Source organism: Rickettsiella endosymbiont of Rhagonycha lignosa, from assembly GCF_964031165.1.
Taxonomy (GTDB): domain Bacteria; phylum Pseudomonadota; class Gammaproteobacteria; order Diplorickettsiales; family Diplorickettsiaceae; genus Aquirickettsiella.
In genome coordinates, this window is the sequence record NZ_OZ035011.1 from 1,352,106 (window position 1) to 1,370,951 (window position 18,846).

The 18,846-nt window shown below is 36.8% G+C and carries 14 protein-coding genes; 7 read left to right on the forward strand and 7 right to left on the reverse strand.

Going from position 1 to position 18,846, the window contains the following annotated elements; translation table 11 throughout:
• Positions 1-20 precede the first annotated feature (20 nt).
• Positions 21-1,031: an inorganic phosphate transporter gene (locus tag AAHI99_RS05995; protein WP_342227375.1), complete on the reverse strand. Its 1,011-nt coding sequence runs from the start codon at positions 1,029-1,031 to the stop codon at positions 21-23.
• Positions 1,032-1,398: 367 nt separating this feature from the next.
• Between AAHI99_RS05995 and dapE the strand changes: the two genes are divergently transcribed.
• Positions 1,399-2,535 carry a succinyl-diaminopimelate desuccinylase gene (gene dapE / locus AAHI99_RS06000; RefSeq protein ID WP_342227376.1) on the forward strand — a complete coding sequence of 379 codons (1,137 nt, stop codon included), beginning with the start codon at positions 1,399-1,401 and terminating at the stop codon, positions 2,533-2,535.
• Positions 2,536-2,609: 74 nt separating this feature from the next.
• Here the strand turns inward: dapE and AAHI99_RS06005 are convergent, their stop codons facing one another.
• From AAHI99_RS06005 to gltA, 3 genes are all read right to left on the reverse strand, one after another.
• Positions 2,610-3,287, reverse strand: coding sequence for a murein L,D-transpeptidase catalytic domain family protein (locus AAHI99_RS06005; protein ID WP_342227377.1), 678 nt, complete (start codon positions 3,285-3,287; stop codon positions 2,610-2,612).
• 384 nt (positions 3,288-3,671) lie between these two features.
• Positions 3,672-4,061, reverse strand: a complete 390-nt coding sequence (locus tag AAHI99_RS06010; RefSeq protein ID WP_342227378.1) for a hypothetical protein — start codon at positions 4,059-4,061, stop codon at positions 3,672-3,674.
• A gap of 337 nt (positions 4,062-4,398) precedes the next feature.
• Positions 4,399-5,688: a citrate synthase gene (gene gltA / locus AAHI99_RS06015; protein WP_425288737.1), complete on the reverse strand. Its 1,290-nt coding sequence runs from the start codon at positions 5,686-5,688 to the stop codon at positions 4,399-4,401.
• Positions 5,689-5,893: 205 nt separating this feature from the next.
• On the opposite strand from gltA, the gene rluC reads away from it, so the two are divergent.
• Positions 5,894-6,838, forward strand: a complete 945-nt coding sequence (gene rluC, locus AAHI99_RS06020; protein WP_342227379.1) for a 23S rRNA pseudouridine(955/2504/2580) synthase RluC — start codon at positions 5,894-5,896, stop codon at positions 6,836-6,838.
• A 5-nt stretch (positions 6,839-6,843) separates the two neighbouring features.
• Here the strand turns inward: rluC and adk are convergent, their stop codons facing one another.
• A complete protein-coding gene (gene adk / locus AAHI99_RS06025; protein ID WP_342227380.1) occupies positions 6,844-7,512 on the reverse strand; it encodes an adenylate kinase in 669 nt (222 codons plus the stop codon).
• Positions 7,513-7,871: 359 nt separating this feature from the next.
• Between adk and AAHI99_RS06030 the strand changes: the two genes are divergently transcribed.
• From AAHI99_RS06030 to xseA, 5 genes are all read left to right on the forward strand, one after another.
• A complete protein-coding gene (locus AAHI99_RS06030; protein WP_342227381.1) occupies positions 7,872-8,648 on the forward strand; it encodes a 3'-5' exonuclease in 777 nt (258 codons plus the stop codon).
• Complete coding sequence (rlmD, locus tag AAHI99_RS06035; RefSeq protein WP_342227382.1) at positions 8,636-9,964, forward strand: 23S rRNA (uracil(1939)-C(5))-methyltransferase RlmD; 1,329 nt, start codon at positions 8,636-8,638, stop codon at positions 9,962-9,964. The genes AAHI99_RS06030 and rlmD overlap by 13 nt, the downstream gene beginning before the upstream one ends.
• 5 nt (positions 9,965-9,969) lie before the next feature.
• Complete coding sequence (dacB, locus tag AAHI99_RS06040) at positions 9,970-11,463, forward strand: D-alanyl-D-alanine carboxypeptidase/D-alanyl-D-alanine endopeptidase (protein ID WP_342227383.1); 1,494 nt, start codon at positions 9,970-9,972, stop codon at positions 11,461-11,463.
• 92 nt (positions 11,464-11,555) lie between these two features.
• The gene (gene relA, locus AAHI99_RS06045) at positions 11,556-13,766 is read left to right on the forward strand and encodes a GTP diphosphokinase (protein WP_342227384.1); all 2,211 of its coding nucleotides are present in this window, start codon (positions 11,556-11,558) and stop codon (positions 13,764-13,766) included.
• A 146-nt stretch (positions 13,767-13,912) separates the two neighbouring features.
• Positions 13,913-15,106, forward strand: coding sequence for an exodeoxyribonuclease VII large subunit (gene xseA / locus AAHI99_RS06050; RefSeq protein WP_342227385.1), 1,194 nt, complete (start codon positions 13,913-13,915; stop codon positions 15,104-15,106).
• Positions 15,107-15,250: 144 nt separating this feature from the next.
• Here the strand turns inward: xseA and topA are convergent, their stop codons facing one another.
• Together topA and dprA are read right to left on the reverse strand one after the other, a co-directional pair.
• Positions 15,251-17,569, reverse strand: a complete 2,319-nt coding sequence (gene topA / locus AAHI99_RS06055; protein WP_342227386.1) for a type I DNA topoisomerase — start codon at positions 17,567-17,569, stop codon at positions 15,251-15,253.
• A 3-nt stretch (positions 17,570-17,572) separates the two neighbouring features.
• Positions 17,573-18,721: a DNA-processing protein DprA gene (dprA, locus tag AAHI99_RS06060; protein WP_342227387.1), complete on the reverse strand. Its 1,149-nt coding sequence runs from the start codon at positions 18,719-18,721 to the stop codon at positions 17,573-17,575.
• Positions 18,722-18,846: the final 125 nt, after the last annotated feature.

Genomic DNA, 18,846 nt, shown 5'->3' on the forward strand with positions numbered 1-18,846 from the left:
TTTTTATTAATAATTTGCATTTAATGTAAAATAATTTTTAACGGTACAGCTAAAACCATAACAAAGCTAGCAACTAATCCTGCTGCTGGGATAGTTAATATCCATGCCCACATAATTCGTCGTATAGTGGGCCAATGGGTATTGAGCCAACCATTTGTTGAGCCTACTCCAAGAATCGCTCCTGTCACTGTATGCGTAGTAGAAACAGGAATACCCAAATCGGTAGCTGCAAATAACGTGAATGCAGCACCTGTTGCTGCGCATCCGCCACTTAAAGGAGTTAATTGGGTTATTTTATTTCCTAAGGTATGCACAATACGCCAACCTCCGATAAGTGTTCCCAATCCCATTACGAAATTACAAGAAATAATTACCCAAAATGGAACATAAAAATGTCCATTCAAAAGACCTGTAGAAAATAATAATACAGCGATAATACCCATTGTTTTTTGGGCATCATTACCACCATGGCCTAAACTTAATAAACCTCCTGCAACAAATTGAGCGCGTTTAGCCCAACATTGAGTCTTATCGGGATTTATATCTTTCAGAAAAAAATGTGTTAATTTTATCAACAACCAACTAATTGATAACCCCAACAAGGGTGACAAGACTATTGCTATCAATACAGGTAGCAATCCATGCCAATTTAAAACATGCCAACCTCCTGCCACTAAAGCTGCACCGACCAGTCCTCCTATTAATCCATGAGAAGAACTTGATGGTAACCCAAAATACCAGGTTAAAAGATTCCAAATAATTGCGCCCATTAGAGCCGCAAAAAGCACATAAGGGGTAATGATATTAGGTTCGATAAGACCTGAGCCTATAGTGGTCGCAACACTTAGATGAAAAAATAAGAACGCAATAAAATTAAAAAATGCCGCCCATAATACCGCTGTTAAAGGCTTTAAAACCTTTGTTGCAACCATAATAGCGATAGAGTTTGCCGCATCATGAAAACCATTAATAAAGTCGAAGATAAATGCTAAGACAATAACGAAATAAATAAATACCAAAGTGCTCGTCATAAAGCATTCTTTCCATCACCAAAACTTGGCGTCAAGTATACACGACGTTGGTAGGGTTGGCACTCTGACGACGTTAAATCAATTTTATAAAAAATAGATATTGAATTATATTTCATATGGGAATTTATAATTAGTGAAAAAACTTATTGTGTTTATACTCTTCGCACTTGAATTTTTGTCTGCCGCTCAATTCGCAATCCTCATGTATTTTGTACATTCTGGTTGCTTCATTCTCACGGTACCTTGCCAAAAATCCAATTGCTGTGAGTATACTTCAGTTATTTTTAATTCCTAAAATTCTATAGTTCATCCTTTAAATTCCACCTCTTATTTCCTATAGTAACCCTTTAATGTAGAATTATATCTTATGTTATCGCTTATTGAATTAATTCAACAACTTGTTGCTCGACCTTCAGTTACTCCAGAAGATGAAGGTTGTCAAACTATTTTATGTCAGCACTTAAAGCGCCTAGGTTTTGCGATTGAACACTTACCATTTGCGGATGTCAATAATTTTTGGGCTAAACGTGGAAAAGAATCACCTTTATTTGTTTTTGTTGGGCACACTGATGTCGTTCCCACTGGCCCATTAAATAAGTGGGATAGCCCTCCTTTTGTACCTAGCATTCGCAATGGACAACTTTTTGGTCGTGGTAGCGCTGATATGAAAGGAAGTCTCGCTGCGATGTTAGTGGCTTGTGAAAAATTTATTGATGAACATCCTAATCATAGTGGCTCTATAGGATGGTTAATTACTAGTGATGAAGAAGGCCCTAGTGTCAATGGCACAGCAAAAGTAGTTGAAACACTTAAAAACAGACACGAAAAAATAGATTACTGTTTAGTTGGCGAACCTACCTGCGAAAAAAAATTAGGAGATACTTTAAAAGTAGGTCGCCGTGGATCCTTATCGGCCCATTTGATCATTAAAGGGAAACAAGGTCATATTGCTTACCCTCAATTAGCTGAAAACCCTATCCATCGCTTTAACCCAAGTCTAGCCGAATTATTGGGTATCAACTGGGATGAAGGAGTATCCTATCCTAGTTTTCAACCAACTAGCTTACAAGTTTCTAATATTCATGGTGGCACTGGTGCTGGAAATGTTATTCCAGATAACATAGAGGTTAAGTTTAATTTTCGTTACTCCCCAGCAACCACCGCAAAAAAATTAGAAAATACAGTAGAAAATATTTTAAAAAAACATCATCTAAAATATCAAATCACTTGGCAACATGGAGGACTTCCTTTTCTAAGTTCTTCAGGGCAGTTACGTTTAGCCTGTCTAGATGTTATAGAAAAACTTACAGGAATTACACCTATAATTTCTACAACAGGAGGCACCTCTGATGCTCGTTTTATTGCGCCCTTAAAAGCAGAGATTGTTGAGTTTGGTCCATGCAATCGTACTATTCATCAAATTAATGAATGCGTCTCTATTAATGATCTTGAACAATTAGCTTTAATTTATAAAGAAATTTTGAAGAAAACTCTGTGTGTATAAAGATAAATCAGTAAAACACGGGCAAAAAAAAGCAGCCTTTAAGGCTGCTTGCGGTTAATCGTTAGTGTTCTCTATTATGAAAGAAACTGCGATTTTGATAACCATGATGGATCAGGATAGTAAGCAAATACTAGCGTTCCGTTCTTAATCGAATGGATTAATGAATCGGCAACTGCTGGACTGACTGCAAAACAACCCCAACTTCGTCCCAGACGACCATGCTGCTGCGCAAATTGCGCCGTTGCATAATCTGCCCTATGGACTACGATATCACGAGCTTCCGCCCTATCGTTAAATCCTTTTTCTAGACCTTTTAACCTTAATGAATAGCCGTGTTTACCCTGATAAGTTGATTCAGTTAAAAACACACCTAAGCTTGATTCTAAACTTCCTGGTCTATCTGAGAAGGAAGTTGCATAGTTGCCGCCACTGTTCTGTCCGTGGGCAACGTAATCATTAAAAAGCACAGAGTTGTTATTAAGGTCTAATACCCACAATCTGCGTGCTGTTGATGGCTTAGTATAATCAATAATCGTTAGAATATGTTGATTGTCTAAACCTTCCTGTCTGGCCTTGTTATAAGCCTCTAAACCTAATTGTAATACTTTAGGATTAAGACCTGGAGCTTGCTTACTGAACTGCTGCAGCTCAGCTTGCACGTTAGCGTCCTGGCTTACTGGACTAGCATTAACAGTCATCACGAAGAGACCACTGGCTAGCAGTAATAAACTTGTTATTTTCTTTAATATCACTATATAACCCCCCCTCTGCTTATTTAGCAGAAGAAGACCACTATAGCATAATTCGTACAATTTTTGAACGTTTTAGCCCTGTTTTATTAGATAAAAGGCTTACATTTATATTTTAGAATGTAAGCCTAAGGGAAGACAGAAATTTAGGTTAAAACCCTTATTGAGAAAACCTCACTCTAAGCGTTTCATGCGTTAAAAGCGTTAGATGAGAAATTTTCAGTAAATAGTCCTTTTATGCTCAAATTCGCAGATTAAAGGATTCTATTTTATCTATATTCTACATAGAACAATTAAAGATTTTAAACTGAGCTTAAATTTTTAAGCTGTATTTATTGTTATAATCAAATATTAGATTAATTTTCTTCTTTGGTTTCGCGATAGAAATTATTTCATTTTTCGTGGTCTGCCTCGCTTACGTATGGTGCCTGTTTTAGCTATATTGAGCTGAGAGGCTCTTCCTCGACCCTTTGTCGTTAACATTCTTTTCATTCTTTTTCGATTTCCTTTAGCCTTTGCAACTGCTAAAGCCTTGAAATTAGCTTCCATTTTTTTATGTTCTATTTTAACAACTTTTTCAAGTGCTTTTTGATAAGCATCTTGCTCTGCAATTTTTAGTTTTTCTTTGAAATTAGCTTTCAACATAGCAATCTTGGCGCGTAAGGCTTTTTGTGTCATACGCGCGTTTAGAGCAGCTTTACTTCGTTGCATTTTTTTAGCAGAACTTAAGGGTGGTCTACCTCGTTTAGTTTTTGTTTGTGTTTTAATATTCGTCATATGTATTCCTTAGAGTTAAAATAATATCAATAAATATATATACTTTTCGCACTTGTATTTTTGTCTGTGTTGCCGCTTAACTCGCAATCCTCATGGTTATTCTATAAAGATTGCTGTATGACGCGGCATTTGACAAAAATCCCATTACTTTGAGTATACCTTCTTAAAATTAAGGTCATATTAAATAATATTTTCTTTAATTAAGAAGTATAAACCTAAATAGACATTCTATTATATAATATTTTATCATTATTAAAAAATTCAGCTTTTTTATTAACATTTTTTAATTGCCAAATTTCTAATTTATATAAATAGATAATTATTTATGGGGATTTCACTATCTTTTTTCAATAGCTATATAATTTCTTTGCGTACTTCCAATATACAATTGTCTAGGTCTTGCAATGCGAAGTTTTGGGTCAGCCATCATTTCTTCCCATTGTGAAATCCAACCTACCGTGCGAGCTAATGCAAAAATTACCGTAAACATATTGGTAGGAATTCCTAAAGCACTTAAAGTAATACCTGAATAAAAATCTACATTAGGATATAATTTTCTTTCAACAAAATAAGGATCTTCTAAAGCAATTTTCTCTAAAGCTAATGCAAGTTTAAATAAAGGCACTTCTTTTTGCCCAGTTTCTTCCAATACATCATGACATGTTTTTTTCATCACTGATGCTCGCGGATCGTAATTTTTATATACACGATGTCCAAAACCCATTAATCGAAAGGGATCATTGGGATCTTTTGCCTTGTCGATGTAATGGTTAATACGAGAAATGTCTCCTATTTCAAGCAGCATATTTAAGCACGCTTCGTTGGCACCGCCATGAGCAGGTCCCCATAAGGCGGCTATCCCTGCAGAAATGCAAGCATAGGGATTAGCACCTGTTGAGCCAGCCATTCTAACGGTAGATGTAGAAGCATTTTGCTCATGATCAGCATGTAAAATAAAAATTTTATCTAAAGCCTTTGCCAACACTGGGTTAGGTGGATTCTTTTCAGTTGGAACCCCAAACATCATATGCATAAAATTTTCTGCATAATTTAAATGATTCAGAGGATACATAAAAGGCAATCCTGTCGCATACTTGTAAGACATAGCGGCAAGAGTTGGCATTTTAGCAATTAATCTTAATGCGGCTAATTTACGATGTTCTTTATTATGAATATCCAACAAATCGTGATAGAAAGCAGATAAAGCTCCAACTACACCCAACATAATTGCCATGGGATGAGCATCTCTACGAAATCCATGAAAAAAATGACGTAGCTGCTCATGTACCATGGTATGTTGATTAATTTCTTCATTAAAATTCTGTTTTTGAGTTTGATTAGGTAACTCACCATGAAGTAATAAATAAGCAACTTCTATAAAATCTGATTTTTCTGCAAGTTGATCAATCGAATAGCCGCGATAAAGTAAAATACCTTTATCACCATCAATAAAAGTTATTTTAGAAGAACAGGAAGCAGTAGATAGAAATCCTGGATCATAGGTAAATCGATTAACTTTTGCCAATTGAGTCACATCTATGACATCAGGTCCTAAGGTTGCTTTGCAAATCGGCAAATTAACAGGCGCTAAGTCATTAACAGTTAAAGTTGCCATGGAAGAAGACAAATCTTTAGCAGTTACTTCCGCAGATTGAGTCATAATAGCCTCTAAATTTATAAATTTAATTTCATCACAAACTATACTAGCAATTATCTAAAAAGCGGGGTGATATATAACAAAGATAAAATACTGATGTCAATTTCGGCAACTTAATAAGATTTAATCAAATTATTAGAAAGTCGTGCTAGATTTATGCTAGATTAACGATATTGTGCAAACTATTCAACAATTAACTGTAACAAATGACTATTCAGGCCAGAGACTCGACAATTTTTTAATGTCGCGGTTAAAGGGCTTACCTAAAAGTCGTCTTTATCGAATCATAAGAAAAGGCGAATTACGCATCAACAAAAAAAGAGTAAAGCCCGATTATCGTTTACAAGAAGGAGATATTATTCGGATCCCCCCCCTACGACTTGCCCCCCGTACTCCAAAAAATATTTTAAATGCAAACTTAGCTGCGCTACTTGAAAAAGCAATTATTTTTGAAGATAAACATTTTTTAGTCCTTAACAAACCTAGTGGTATGGCCGTCCATGGTGGAAGCGGGATACATTTAGGGGTCATAGAAGCTTTACGCCTATTGCGACCACAATTGAAATTCTTGGAATTAGTTCATCGCTTGGATCGTGACACTTCAGGTTGTTTACTACTCGCTAAAAAAAGTAGTATTTTAAAGGAATTACATGAATTATTACGTTCGGGTCAGATGAAAAAGACTTATATTGCCCTAGTAGCAGGACATTGGCCTAAATCGTTACGAAAAGTCGACGCTCCGTTATATAAAAATCAATTACAATCCGGAGAACGCATCGTACTTGTTCAAGCAGAGGGCAAAAGTTCGCTAACTGAATTTTCTGTACAACATTATTATGTTGAATCCACATTAATCGCAGCAATGCCCATCACTGGCCGCACCCACCAGATTCGCGTTCATGCTCAATTTGCCAAACACCCTATTATTGGAGACGAAAAATATGGAGAAAAAGAAATCAATAAAAAAATGCGTCAACTAGGCTGTAAACGACTTTTTTTACACGCTAGTCAGCTTGAGTTTACTTTAGGTTCGACAGGAAAAACTATAACGCTAGCTGCCAAATTGCCAGAAGATTTAAATCAAGTTTTGAAAAATTTAACCTCTTTACCGAGTTTATAGGTATTTCATTTTTGACTGTTTTTCTTTAATTCGGCAAAAATATGTCTGCGAACTTCATCAACATCAGCATGGCCATTGATTGATATATAGCAAGGCGCATCCGGATCACCGCTACGTTGCCATTCTTTGTAATAGAAAAGTACTGGTTTGGTTTGTTGATGATAAATGCGCAAACGTTCGCGTATAGTTGCTTCTTTATCATCATTTCGTTGAATGAGTGGTTCTCTTGTTATATCATCTTTATTCGGGACTTTTGGAGAATTATGTAATATATGATAAATACGGCCCGAACCGGGATGAATGCGTCGTCCACTGAGACGTTTTACAATTTCATCATCCTCAATCTCAATTTCTATAACAAAATCAATAAAAATACCGTTAGATCGTATCGCCTCCGCTTGAGGTAAAGTACGTGGAAATCCATCAAATAAAAAACCATTCGCACAATCTGCTTGCTGAATACGTGATTCGACTAATTCAATAATAACCTTATCAGAAATTAATTGACCTGCATCCATCAAAGCCTTGATTTGAAGTCCCACAGGGGTACCTTGGATAGCGGGATCGCGTAGTATATCTCCAGTAGAAATTTTGGGGATATGATAAAAAGTCGTTAAAAACTCTGCTTGGGTGCCCTTTCCCGCCCCGGGTGGCCCTAGTAAAATAATGTTCATCTTCTATTCTTATCTCAGTAAGTGTCTAAACTTCATCTACAAAAAAGCCGGATTCGGACTAGCCAGAAGTCTAAAAATATGTTTTTATCACTATCTGATTTTTCCAATCTATAGTGAAAAATCAAAACCAGGATTGTTTCTGTAAGTAACTATAACAAACCAGATCAATCAAAAAAAGTTTCCAGAGAGTCTACTATAAAAAGAGATAAAACATGTAGAATCTTTTTTAGGAAATATACCCGTTCTACTGTTCAATACTAAGAACATATCAGAAAACATGATTTTTTGCGTATCACAAGATCTTTTGCAAAGAGTATACATTAAAAGGGCTTTATCCCATCAAACATTATGCTGATCCTATGAATACTTTTGTTTTTGATATTGAAACAATTCCTGACATAAAGAATGGCCGAGTTCTTTATAAGATAGATAGTGAAAAAAACGATCGGGAAGTCGCTAATATAATGTTAGCTAAACGCCAAGAAAAAACCGGTAATTCAAGTTTTCTTCCTCATCATTTGCAACGTATCGTGGCTATTTCTGTTGCATTGCGCACTAAAAATCAATTTAAAATTGGGTCCTTGGGTAATATCGATTCAGATGAACCTGCTCTTATAGAAGCATTTTTCAAATGTATTGAGAAATATTTACCCATCTTAGTATCCTGGAATGGTAGTGGCTTCGATCTACCTGTTTTACATTACCGGGCATTATTATACGGAATCAGTAGTCCTAGTTATTGGAATATAGGTAATGACGATGCCAGTTTCCGTTGGAATAACTATTTGAGTCGCTATCATTATCGACATACGGATTTGATGGATGTATTAGCTGCCTATCAAGGCCGTGCAAATGCCCCCCTGACAGATATTGCTATCATGTTAGGTTTGCCCGGCAAACTAGGTATGGATGGTAGCCAAGTTTGGGATTATTTTTTAGATGGAAAATTAGCAGCCATCCGAGATTATTGCGAAACAGATGTATTGAATACTTATTTAATCTATCTTCGTTTTGAATTAATACGAGGAACTTTCTCTTTTGAAACTTATCAAAAAGAATGCGCTTATGTACGTGAAAAAATTACTGAAGAAAATAAACCCCATTTTAAACAATTTATAGAAGCATGGAAAATTTAAAAACTTTCTCTACCAATACGACTCCTATTGTCATTACAGGCATTTCTCATGAAGGTCGTGGAATTGCACATATTAATGGCAAAATCACCTTTATCGAGAATGCTTTACCTGGAGAAACCGTTCTAATCTCCTATAGTAAAAAACGACGTTCCTATGATGAAGCAAAATCTATTCAGGTTTTAAAAGCCTCAATGGATAGAATTCAACCAGGCTGTCTACATTATGATAGCTGTGGTGGCTGTAGCCTACAGCATTTAAGTAACCAAGCTCAATTGCAACATAAAGAAAAGACACTTGTTGATCAACTCAGCCATTTCACTGAAATCAAACCTAAATCATTATTACCTCCACTTACCGGTGCGAGCTGGGGCTATCGTCGACGTGCACGCCTTGGGGTTAAATTTGTTACTAAAAAGCAAGCAGTGTTAGTTGGCTTCCGCGAAAAAAATGGACGTTATCTTGCACAATTAGAAACTTGTAAAACCTTAGATCCAAGAGTTGGTCAACTTTTAGTCCCTTTACAGCAACTTATTCATAAACTAAATGCATTTCAAGCTATCCCACAAATTGAAGCGGCACTCGGTGATGAGATACTGGGCTTAGTTTTTCGACATCTCACCCCTTTAGACAACTCTGATCAAATGCAACTCAAAAACTTTGCTGAACAGCATCAAATCCAACTTTATCTACAGCCCGGCAATGAAAATAGCACGCATTGCATTTGGCCAGCAGATCCTAAATTATTAAGCTATCGTTTGGAAAATAAAGGTTATAAACCTCTAGAGCTCTTATTCGAGCCTAAACATTTCATACAGATTAACGCAGACATCAATCAAGCAATGATTCAACGAGCTATGGAATTGCTCTCACCTAATTTCAGCGATCGGATATTGGATTTATTCTGCGGATTAGGTAATTTTAGTTTACCTCTAGCCACACGATGCCATTTCGTCGTAGGCATTGAGGGATATGCAGAACTCGTAGAACGGGCAAAAGCCAATGCTAAACATAATGATATTAACAATACACAATTTTATACAGCTGATTTAACAAGTTCTATATTAAAAGAAGCTTGGGCTCAACAAACTTTCAACAAGATTCTATTGGATCCACCCCGCTCTGGAGCTTTGGAAATCATTTCGCAAATTGCAAATTGGAATGTTGAGCGTATTGTGTATGTATCCTGTAATTCTGCTAGTCTGGCTAGAGATGCGGGAGAATTAGTAAAACAAGGTTATAGTTTAGAAAAAGCCGGAATAATGGATATGTTCCCGCAAACTCATCATTCAGAAGCAATTTGTTTATTTACTAAATAGGTTGTATGAATAAACTAAACAGCACATTTCTCAAAAATTTTTTGTTTTTGATAGGGATACTTTGCAGTACGATCTTATTAATAAACCCGACGAAAAGTTTTGCCTATTATGATGAAAATGGCCAAAATTCATCGCTTTCATCCATTCAACAAAACCTGAATAACATATTAAGTCATTTTAGGGGCTTTAATACCGGTGTTTCCATACAGTCTTTATCCACCGGAAGAGTGTTATATCAGTATAATGCCAATCGGGGCTTTGTTCCGGCCAGTACCTTAAAATTATTTACTGGTATTGCTGCTTTGGATTATTTAGGACCTCATTTCCAATTTAAAACGCGCTTTTTAACCAACTCTGGAGCACGAATTCATAATGGTGTCTTAACTGGAAATTTGTATATTAAATTTAGTGGCGATCCTTATTTAACGCTCGAGGATCTCAAAGACATGTTAGAGACTTTAAATGAACGACATATAAATAGGGTCCAAGGTAATATTGTTATTGATGATACTGTCATCGATCGGAGTACCTGGCCTCCAGGACGTGTCATTGACGATAGAATTTTTTGTTATGCAGCCCCTGTAACCGCTACCATCATCAATCGCAATTGTTTTAGTGTTAGTGTTAAACCTAATCGTTTACTACATCCCACCATTATAAAAAGTAATAGTAATTTAGGTATCGTTATTGATAATCAAGCCGTCACAAAACGTTTAAGACAGAGGGGTTACTCATTAGATTTAAAACCGAATGCAGCTAGCAAAAATCACTATACTTTAAGAGGCTATCTTTCCCCTAAAATGGGTCCTTTATCATTTGCGGTTGCCTTGCAAAATCCAAATTTAGCCACCTACGATATTGTGGTGGGATTATTAAGAAAATACTCTATCCGCTATTCCAATTTAATCTATGGAAAAACTCCTCCTCTCGCTAAATCCTTAGCTGAAAATAGCTCTCCTGAACTTGCTTTTTTAATAAAAAATATGTTAAAAAAGTCAGATAATCTTATTGCAGATAGTTTATTAAAAAAACTAGGGGAACAGTATTTTTCAGTGCAAGGTAGTTGGAAAACCGGTAGGAACGCTGTTCAAGCTATTCTTGCCAGCAAAACAGATATTGATTTCAAGCAACTAGTGATGGTAGATGGCTCCGGTCTATCTCGAAACAATATAGTCACACCTAATGCCTTTGTTAAATTATTAAATTTCGCTTATACACAATTACCTGATAGTGATTTGTTTTTTGAATCCTTACCACAATCAGGAATCGATGGTACATTAAAACATCGTCTAGGTGGTCCTGCATTAGGTAGGATACACGCTAAAACGGGAAGCATGCACGGAATAAGTAGCTTAGCAGGTTATGTTCGAACCGCTAATAATCAAGTTCTAGCTTTTTCTATTTTAATTAATGATCCAGTTCAAGGTAAAAATAATCAAGGGGGTTATCGCTTACTAGAAAATCGAATTTGTGAGTTTTTAGCTAGAAGTTATATATAAAATAAATATTCAGCTCAAAACCAAGTTTACTTAAGTTAGTTGATTTTTCTAAATTTTTTAGAGCTGCAAACTAAAAATAAGGATAATTGAAAATGGTTAAAATAAAAAATTCGCTCTACTTGAATAATGATGGCAGTATTAATTTAGAAACATGGCTACATCATGCCGCAATGCAACGTAGTCAAGAAGATTTCAAATTGATTCGACAAGCTTCTATTTTAAGTCAAATTGTGGGCGAATCAAAAACAACGCCTACGCATGTCTCTTGCTTACAGCAAGGCCTCACTATGGCCGAAATTCTGTTAGATTTACATTTAGATAAAGAAACTATTGCTGCTTCCTTAATTTATAGTTGCGTAAATTATGCTGAGTTGTGTTTAGAAACGGTCTATGAACATTTAGGACCCAATGTAGCTAAAATAATCGAAGGCGCTAAACAAATGAACGCCATTCGTATGGCCAATACTGCAGCTAATCTTCATCAAGCACAATTAGAAAATATTCGAAAAATGTTACTTGCAATGGTAGAAGACATGCGAGTTGTTCTTATTAAACTCGCAGAACGTACCGCTACTATGCGAACGCTGGATATGTTAGATCGCAAAGCAAGCCAAATCTATGCACGCGAAACACTTGATATTTACGCTCCTTTAGCTAATCGTCTTGGTGTAGGTCAACTACAATGGGAGCTGGAAGATCTGTCGTTACATTATCTAGAACCTAAAATATACGCACAAATTGCACAACTTCTTCAAGAACGATTAATTGACCGAGAATCTTATGTACAAATTATTTTAACTCAATTACGAAAGATTTTAGGTAATGCTCAGTTACATAACTTTGAAATATATGGACGTGTAAAACATATCCATAGTATTTACAGAAAGATGCAACAAAAAAAATTAAAATTTGAAGAACTGTATGATCTAAATGCGATCCGTATTTTAGTCAATACCGTTAAAGATTGTTACAATGTTTTAAGTATCATTCATAGTTTATGGTCGCCTGTATCAGGACAGTTTGATGATTATATTGCGACGCCAAAATCCAACGGTTATCGTTCTATCCATACGGCAGTTTTAGGTCCTGGCCAAAAAATACTTGAAATCCAAATTCGCACTCATCAAATGCACCAAGAATCTGAACATGGTTTAGCTGCGCATTGGCAATATAAAGAAACTGCTCAACAACAGAAAGAAAGCTATCAAACTAAAATCGCCTGGCTTCGTCAAGTATTAGAATGGCAAAAGGAATTAGTAAAACGTGGTAAAGCCACTGTACCAGGTCTCACCACTGTTTTAGACGATCGAGTGTATGTCTTTACACCTAATGGAGACATCCTTGATCTACCTAAAGGTTCTACACCTTTGGACTTTGCTTACCATATTCATAGTGAAGTGGGGCATCGTTGCCGAGGAGCAAAAATCAATGGTGCTATTGTCCCATTAACCTACCAATTAAAAATTGGTGAACAAATCGAAATTCTCACTGCAAAACAAGGCAGTCCGAGTTTAGACTGGCTAAACCCAAATTTAGGCTATTTATACACGGCTCGCGCTAAAGCAAAAGCCCATCATTGGTTTAAAACTCAAGATTATGATAAGCATTTACTCAATGGTGAAGATTTATTTAATAAAGAAACTCAGCGCTTAGGATTACCAACACTCGACCCTGAGAAGTTAGCTCACAAACTTCATTTTAAGACCAAAAAAGAAATGATTGCTGCATTAGGCAGTGGGGATTTACGACTTGCACAACTTTTAAATGCGATACAATCGCAAGAAAAACAATTAGTAACTAGCTTGGCCCAACCCGAAATTTTGTTAGGTAAACCTCGTAGCAGCCTGCCAGAAGGTATTAGCATAGCCGGTGTTACCGATTTGTTAACGCAGACCGCCGGCTGTTGCAAACCTGTTCCAGGAGATCCTATCCGAGGCTTCATCACACAAAGTCGTGGAATTGTGTTACATCGTGATGATTGTATGCACTTACTCAACCTTGAACCTGAAAAACAAAACCGCTTAGTAGATGCTGATTGGGGACAAGGCGTTAGCCAAGTGTATCCAGTGGACGTCTGCGTAGAAGCCTACAATCGACCCGGTTTACTTCGTGATGTATCTACACTCATTGCTAATGAAAAATTAAATTTGGTCGCACTAACATTAGCTAGTGATAAACCGGATCCAAAGGCTTATATTAAATTAACTATCGAAATATCCAGTCTACTCTCACTTGGCAAAGTCTTAGATCGCATCAAACAGGTGCCCAATGTTATTGATGTAAGAAGACAGATCATTAGTTAACTTACAGGTAGTGGATTGATGATATACTTCCAGTATGAGATTTTTGGCAAGTGCCGTGTCCATGCAGCAATCTGGTATCTGCAATAAGCATCAGAATTGCGCGTTGAGCAGCCACACAGACAAAAACTTAAGTGCAAAGAGTATATATGTCTAAAGAAACAATTTATGGCATCTCTGAACTCAATCAAATGGTTCAAGATCTATTGGAAGATGCATTTTTACCTATTTGGGTAGAAGGTGAAATTTCTAATTTTGCAAGCCCTAGTTCTGGGCACTGGTATTTTTCTTTAAAAGACGAAAATGCTCAAGTACGCTGTGCGCTTTTCAATGGCCGGCATCGTTATGAAGATAACCAACCGAAAAATGGCATGCAAATCTTAGCTCGTGCCAAAATTTCTTTATATCCCGCACGTGGAGAGTTTCAATTAATCATTGACCAATTTGAACCTGCCGGTGAAGGAGCTTTACGTAAAGCATTTGAAAAATTAAAAAAACAACTTGCAGGAGAAGGATTATTTGAGCCGCAACATAAAAAACCTTTACCCAAGTTTCCTAGTACGATAGGGGTAATTAGTTCAGAAACGGGTGCTGCGCTGCGCGATATCTGTATTGTTCTTAAATTCCGTTTTCCTGCTATCAACATCATTGTATATCCTTCATTAGTTCAAGGTAAAAATGCCTCGGCACAAATTGTTCAGCAAATAAAAATCGCAAATCAACGTAAGGAATGTGAAGTTTTAATTTTGGCGCGAGGGGGAGGATCACTAGAAGATTTATGGCCTTTTAATGAGGAAAACGTAGCTAGAGCAATTTTTAAAAGCGATTTACCACTCATTACTGGCATTGGACATGAAACAGATTTTACAATTGCAGATTTTGTTGCAGATAAGCGTGCTGCCACTCCAACTATGGCGGCACAATTAGCAAGTCCAGATAGGCGTGAATACCAACAACAATTAGATAAAACCCATCAGCGCGTTATTAATATTATCCACTATGTATTAAAAAGCTATCAGCAAAGCCTTGAAAATTTAACTAAGCGATTACGTCATCCCCAACAACGGTTACAAGATGGATTTCAACATTGTGACGAATTAACACAACGCTTAAATTTAAGCATAAAAAACCAATTACAAATACGTCAGCAAAAAATCTTAGGTGTATCCCGCACACTTCAAGCTATAAGTCCCTTAGCTAGCCTAGCACGCGGATATGCAATTGTTAGTGATGCAACAAGCAAAAAAATCCTACGCGACAGTAAAGAAGTAAAATCGGGGCAAAAAATTATTACCAAGCTAGCTAAAGGCGAATTACTGTGTGAAGTCAAGGCACAACTTTAATATAACTTATTAGGCAAAAATAACCATACTCACAGCAATTGGATTTTTCGCAAATGCCGCGTCAATGCAACAATCTGATACATACATAACCATGAGGATTGTGAATTGAGTGTAACGCAGAAAAAAATTTAAGCGCGAAGAGTATCATTTTTCTTCTGGCATAGGTTCAGCATAGCCGCATTCTTTACGAGGGCAAACTTTTTCAGTCCCACGACGTTTGGTTGTTTTAATTGTCATCACAGGCCAAGCACAGCGCGGACATGCTTGCTCGATTGGTTCATTCCATACTGCATAAGTACAGGTAGGGTAAGTAGAACAAGAAAAGAAAATTTTACCGTATCGGGATTTACGTTTCAGTAATGTACCTTTATGACATTCAGGGCATTCTATTCGCGTATCTGCTGGTTTTTCTAAAGGCTCTATATGTTTACATTTAGGATAGTTACTGCAACCAATAAACTTCCCATAACGACCAATTTTAATATGTAAAGAATGACCGCAATCCGGACATAAACGACCTTGTACAACCTCAGGCTCACTTACTGTTGTAACCTCTCCTTCCATGTTTCTCGTATAATCACATTCGGGGTATCCTGAGCACCCAATAAACCTACCGCGCTTACCTAAACGTATCGATAAAGTTTTACCACATTTAGGACAATTTTCGTCTAAAGCTTCTTGAGTCACATCTTTTCGTTGGACAGTTTCTTCAGTTGTCTCTATGAGTGTTTTAAACGGAGTCCAAAAATCTTGTAACAAAGGAACCCATTCTTTTTCTCCCCTAGAAATTTGATCAAGTTCATCTTCTAATCGCGCTGTAAATGCATAATCAACATATTGCATAAAATAACGCGTAAGAAATTTATTCACTATTCTACCAACATCAGTCGGTTTAAATCTTTTTTGATCCAGCGTGACATATTCCCTTTGCTGTAAAGTTGAAATAATAGGCACGTAGGTTGAAGGTCGACCAATATCTCGTTCTTCTAAGGCCTTAACTAAGCTTGCCTCGCTGTAACGTGGAGGGGGTTCAGTAAAATGTTGATCGGCACTAATGTCGATAAGATTCACTTGATCCCCTATTTTTAATGCTGGCAACATGCTCTCTTCTTCAGATTTAGTTCTATCATCATCTGATGCTTTGGCTTTGCTATCATCATAACTTTCTAAATAAACTGCCATAAAACCCGCATGCACAATAGTCGATCCATTAGCTCGAAAACAATGATCCTTCGCTGCTTTTGCACTCAAATCAATTGCCACTGTGTCGATAGTGGCATGCATCATCTGCGAGGCAACCGCACGTTTCCAAATAAGTTCATATAATTTAAATTGATCAGGGACTAAATGTTTTTTTAGTTGCTCAGGAGAAAATTCTACATGTGTGGGTCGGATAGCTTCATGTGCCTCTTGTGCATTACGACTTTTCGTTCGAAAATGCCGAGGAGACTCGGGTAAATCTTTTTCCCCATAGCGTTGTAAAATCAGTTCACGTATCGATACTATAGCTTCATTAGATAAATGAACAGAATCCGTTCGCATATAAGTAATTAATCCAACTAAACCTTCACCGACATCAATTCCTTCGTAAAGTTGTTGTGCAAGGCGCATTGTTCGCTGCGCTGTAAATCCTAATTTACGACCGGCTTCTTGTTGCAATGTAGATGTGGTAAAAGGTGCTGCAGGATTACGTTTTCGTTGTTTTTTCTCAATATTTATAACCTGTAAATAACCCTGTGCCAATTGTTGCAAATTTTCCTTAATTGTAGTGGCTTGCTCTTTGGTAGTAATACTAAATTGATTAAGTTTTTCTTGCTGATACTGAATTAAACGCGCCTCGAAAAGTTTTTCGTCTGATTCATTATTAGCCGTTATTGTCCAATATTCTTGAGATTTAAAAGCTTCGATTTCTTCTTCACGTTCAACAATTAATCGTAAAGCGGGACTTTGAACACGTCCTGCAGACAAACCGCGACGGACTTTTTTCCATAATAAAGGTGATAAGGTAAAACCGACTAAATAATCTAATGCTCGGCGTGCTTGCTGTGCATTAACCAAATCCATAGCAATATGACGTGGATTTTCTACAGCTGCATTAACTGCTGATTTAGTAATTTCATGAAAGACTACACGATAAATCGGCTTATTTTTTAGCAGTTTTTTTTGTTTTAGAATTTCATAAATATGCCACGCAATGGCTTCTCCTTCACGATCCGGATCAGTCGCAAGATATAAAGCATCGGCATTTTTAAATGCTTTAATAATCATATCCATATGCTTAGCATTCTTTTCAATCAGAGCATATTGCATAGCAAAACCCTGCTCTGGATTCACAGCACCTTCTTTAGGTATTAGATCACGAACATGGCCATAGGAGGCCAAAACTTCAAAGTCTTTACCTAAATATTTCTTGATTGTTTTAGCCTTTGCTGGCGATTCTACAATCAATAGATTTTTTGCCATCTTTTATTTCCTCACGTAGCCCCCAGGAACTACGTCAATATACCCTTGTAGTTGCAGTGTCGATAAACAAGCAAGCAGTTTATCGATAGTTAAGCCAGTTCTTAGCATCAAAATATCTATACTTGTCATTTCAAATCCAAGGCACTCTACAAGCTTTCTATCCTGTGAATCAAGTCTAGATATACTTTTCACAGTTGAGTTTTTGTTTGTATTGCCATTTAATTCGCAATTTTGATGATTATCAATCTCATGTTGCTTCATTGTAGGTAAAAATGAGAGTCCTTGTATAATATCCTCACAACTCTCAACCAGTGTAGCCCCTTCTTTTAATAATGCATGACAACCTTGACTTAAAGGATTGCGAATAGAACCGGGAATAGCAAATACCTCTCGACCTTGGTCCAATGCATAGCGTGCAGTGATTAATGACCCACTCCGCAATGTTGCTTCTACCACGATAACACCTAAACTCATACCACTAATTATCCTATTTCGCCTAGGAAAATACTCTGCCTTGGGTGAGGAATAAGGAAAAAATTCAGAAATCAACACCCCTCTTTTTTCCAAAATATTCAAAGCTAAAGATTGATGACAAGCTGGATAAATATGTTCTAAACCACTCCCTAATACAGCCCCTGTTATTCCTTTATTTAACAAAGCTCCTAGATGTGCTGCGCCATCAATACCCCTTGCCAATCCACTGATAATAACAAATCCAAGAGCATTTAATTCGTTTGCTAGTTGATGGGCAATCTCTAAGCCCGTATAGGTAGGGTTGCGAGCCCCCACTATGGCCAAGGCTTGCTGCTGCAGTTGCAAAAGAGATAACTCTCCCTTAACAAATAAAATTAGTGGTGGAGAAGAAATTTCACGCAATAATGCCGGATAATGTAAGTCACCCCAATGTAAAATATAACACTGTGGCTGTTCTTCCCAACGTAAACAAAGCTCTACTGTTTTCCAATCTGGTTTTAGTAAGTTACTGGCTAATTTTGAATTGACCCCTGCAGCAAGCAATTCTTCATGCGAGGCTAATAAGATTTGTTTGGGAGTAGTAAATTTTTTTAAGAGCATCGAAACTGTGCTAAAACCACAGCGCGGCACGGTATATAGGGCTAACCAATACCCTATTTCATTTAACGTCAAATCCATGAGCTTGCATTTTCATTAATCAATCTACAAATTTAAGTGTCTCATCTTAGCGCAAGTATTTTCAAGGGTATATACTGCTTGTAAAGATGAGAATTTTACCTGATTGGTACATACCATATTCCGAT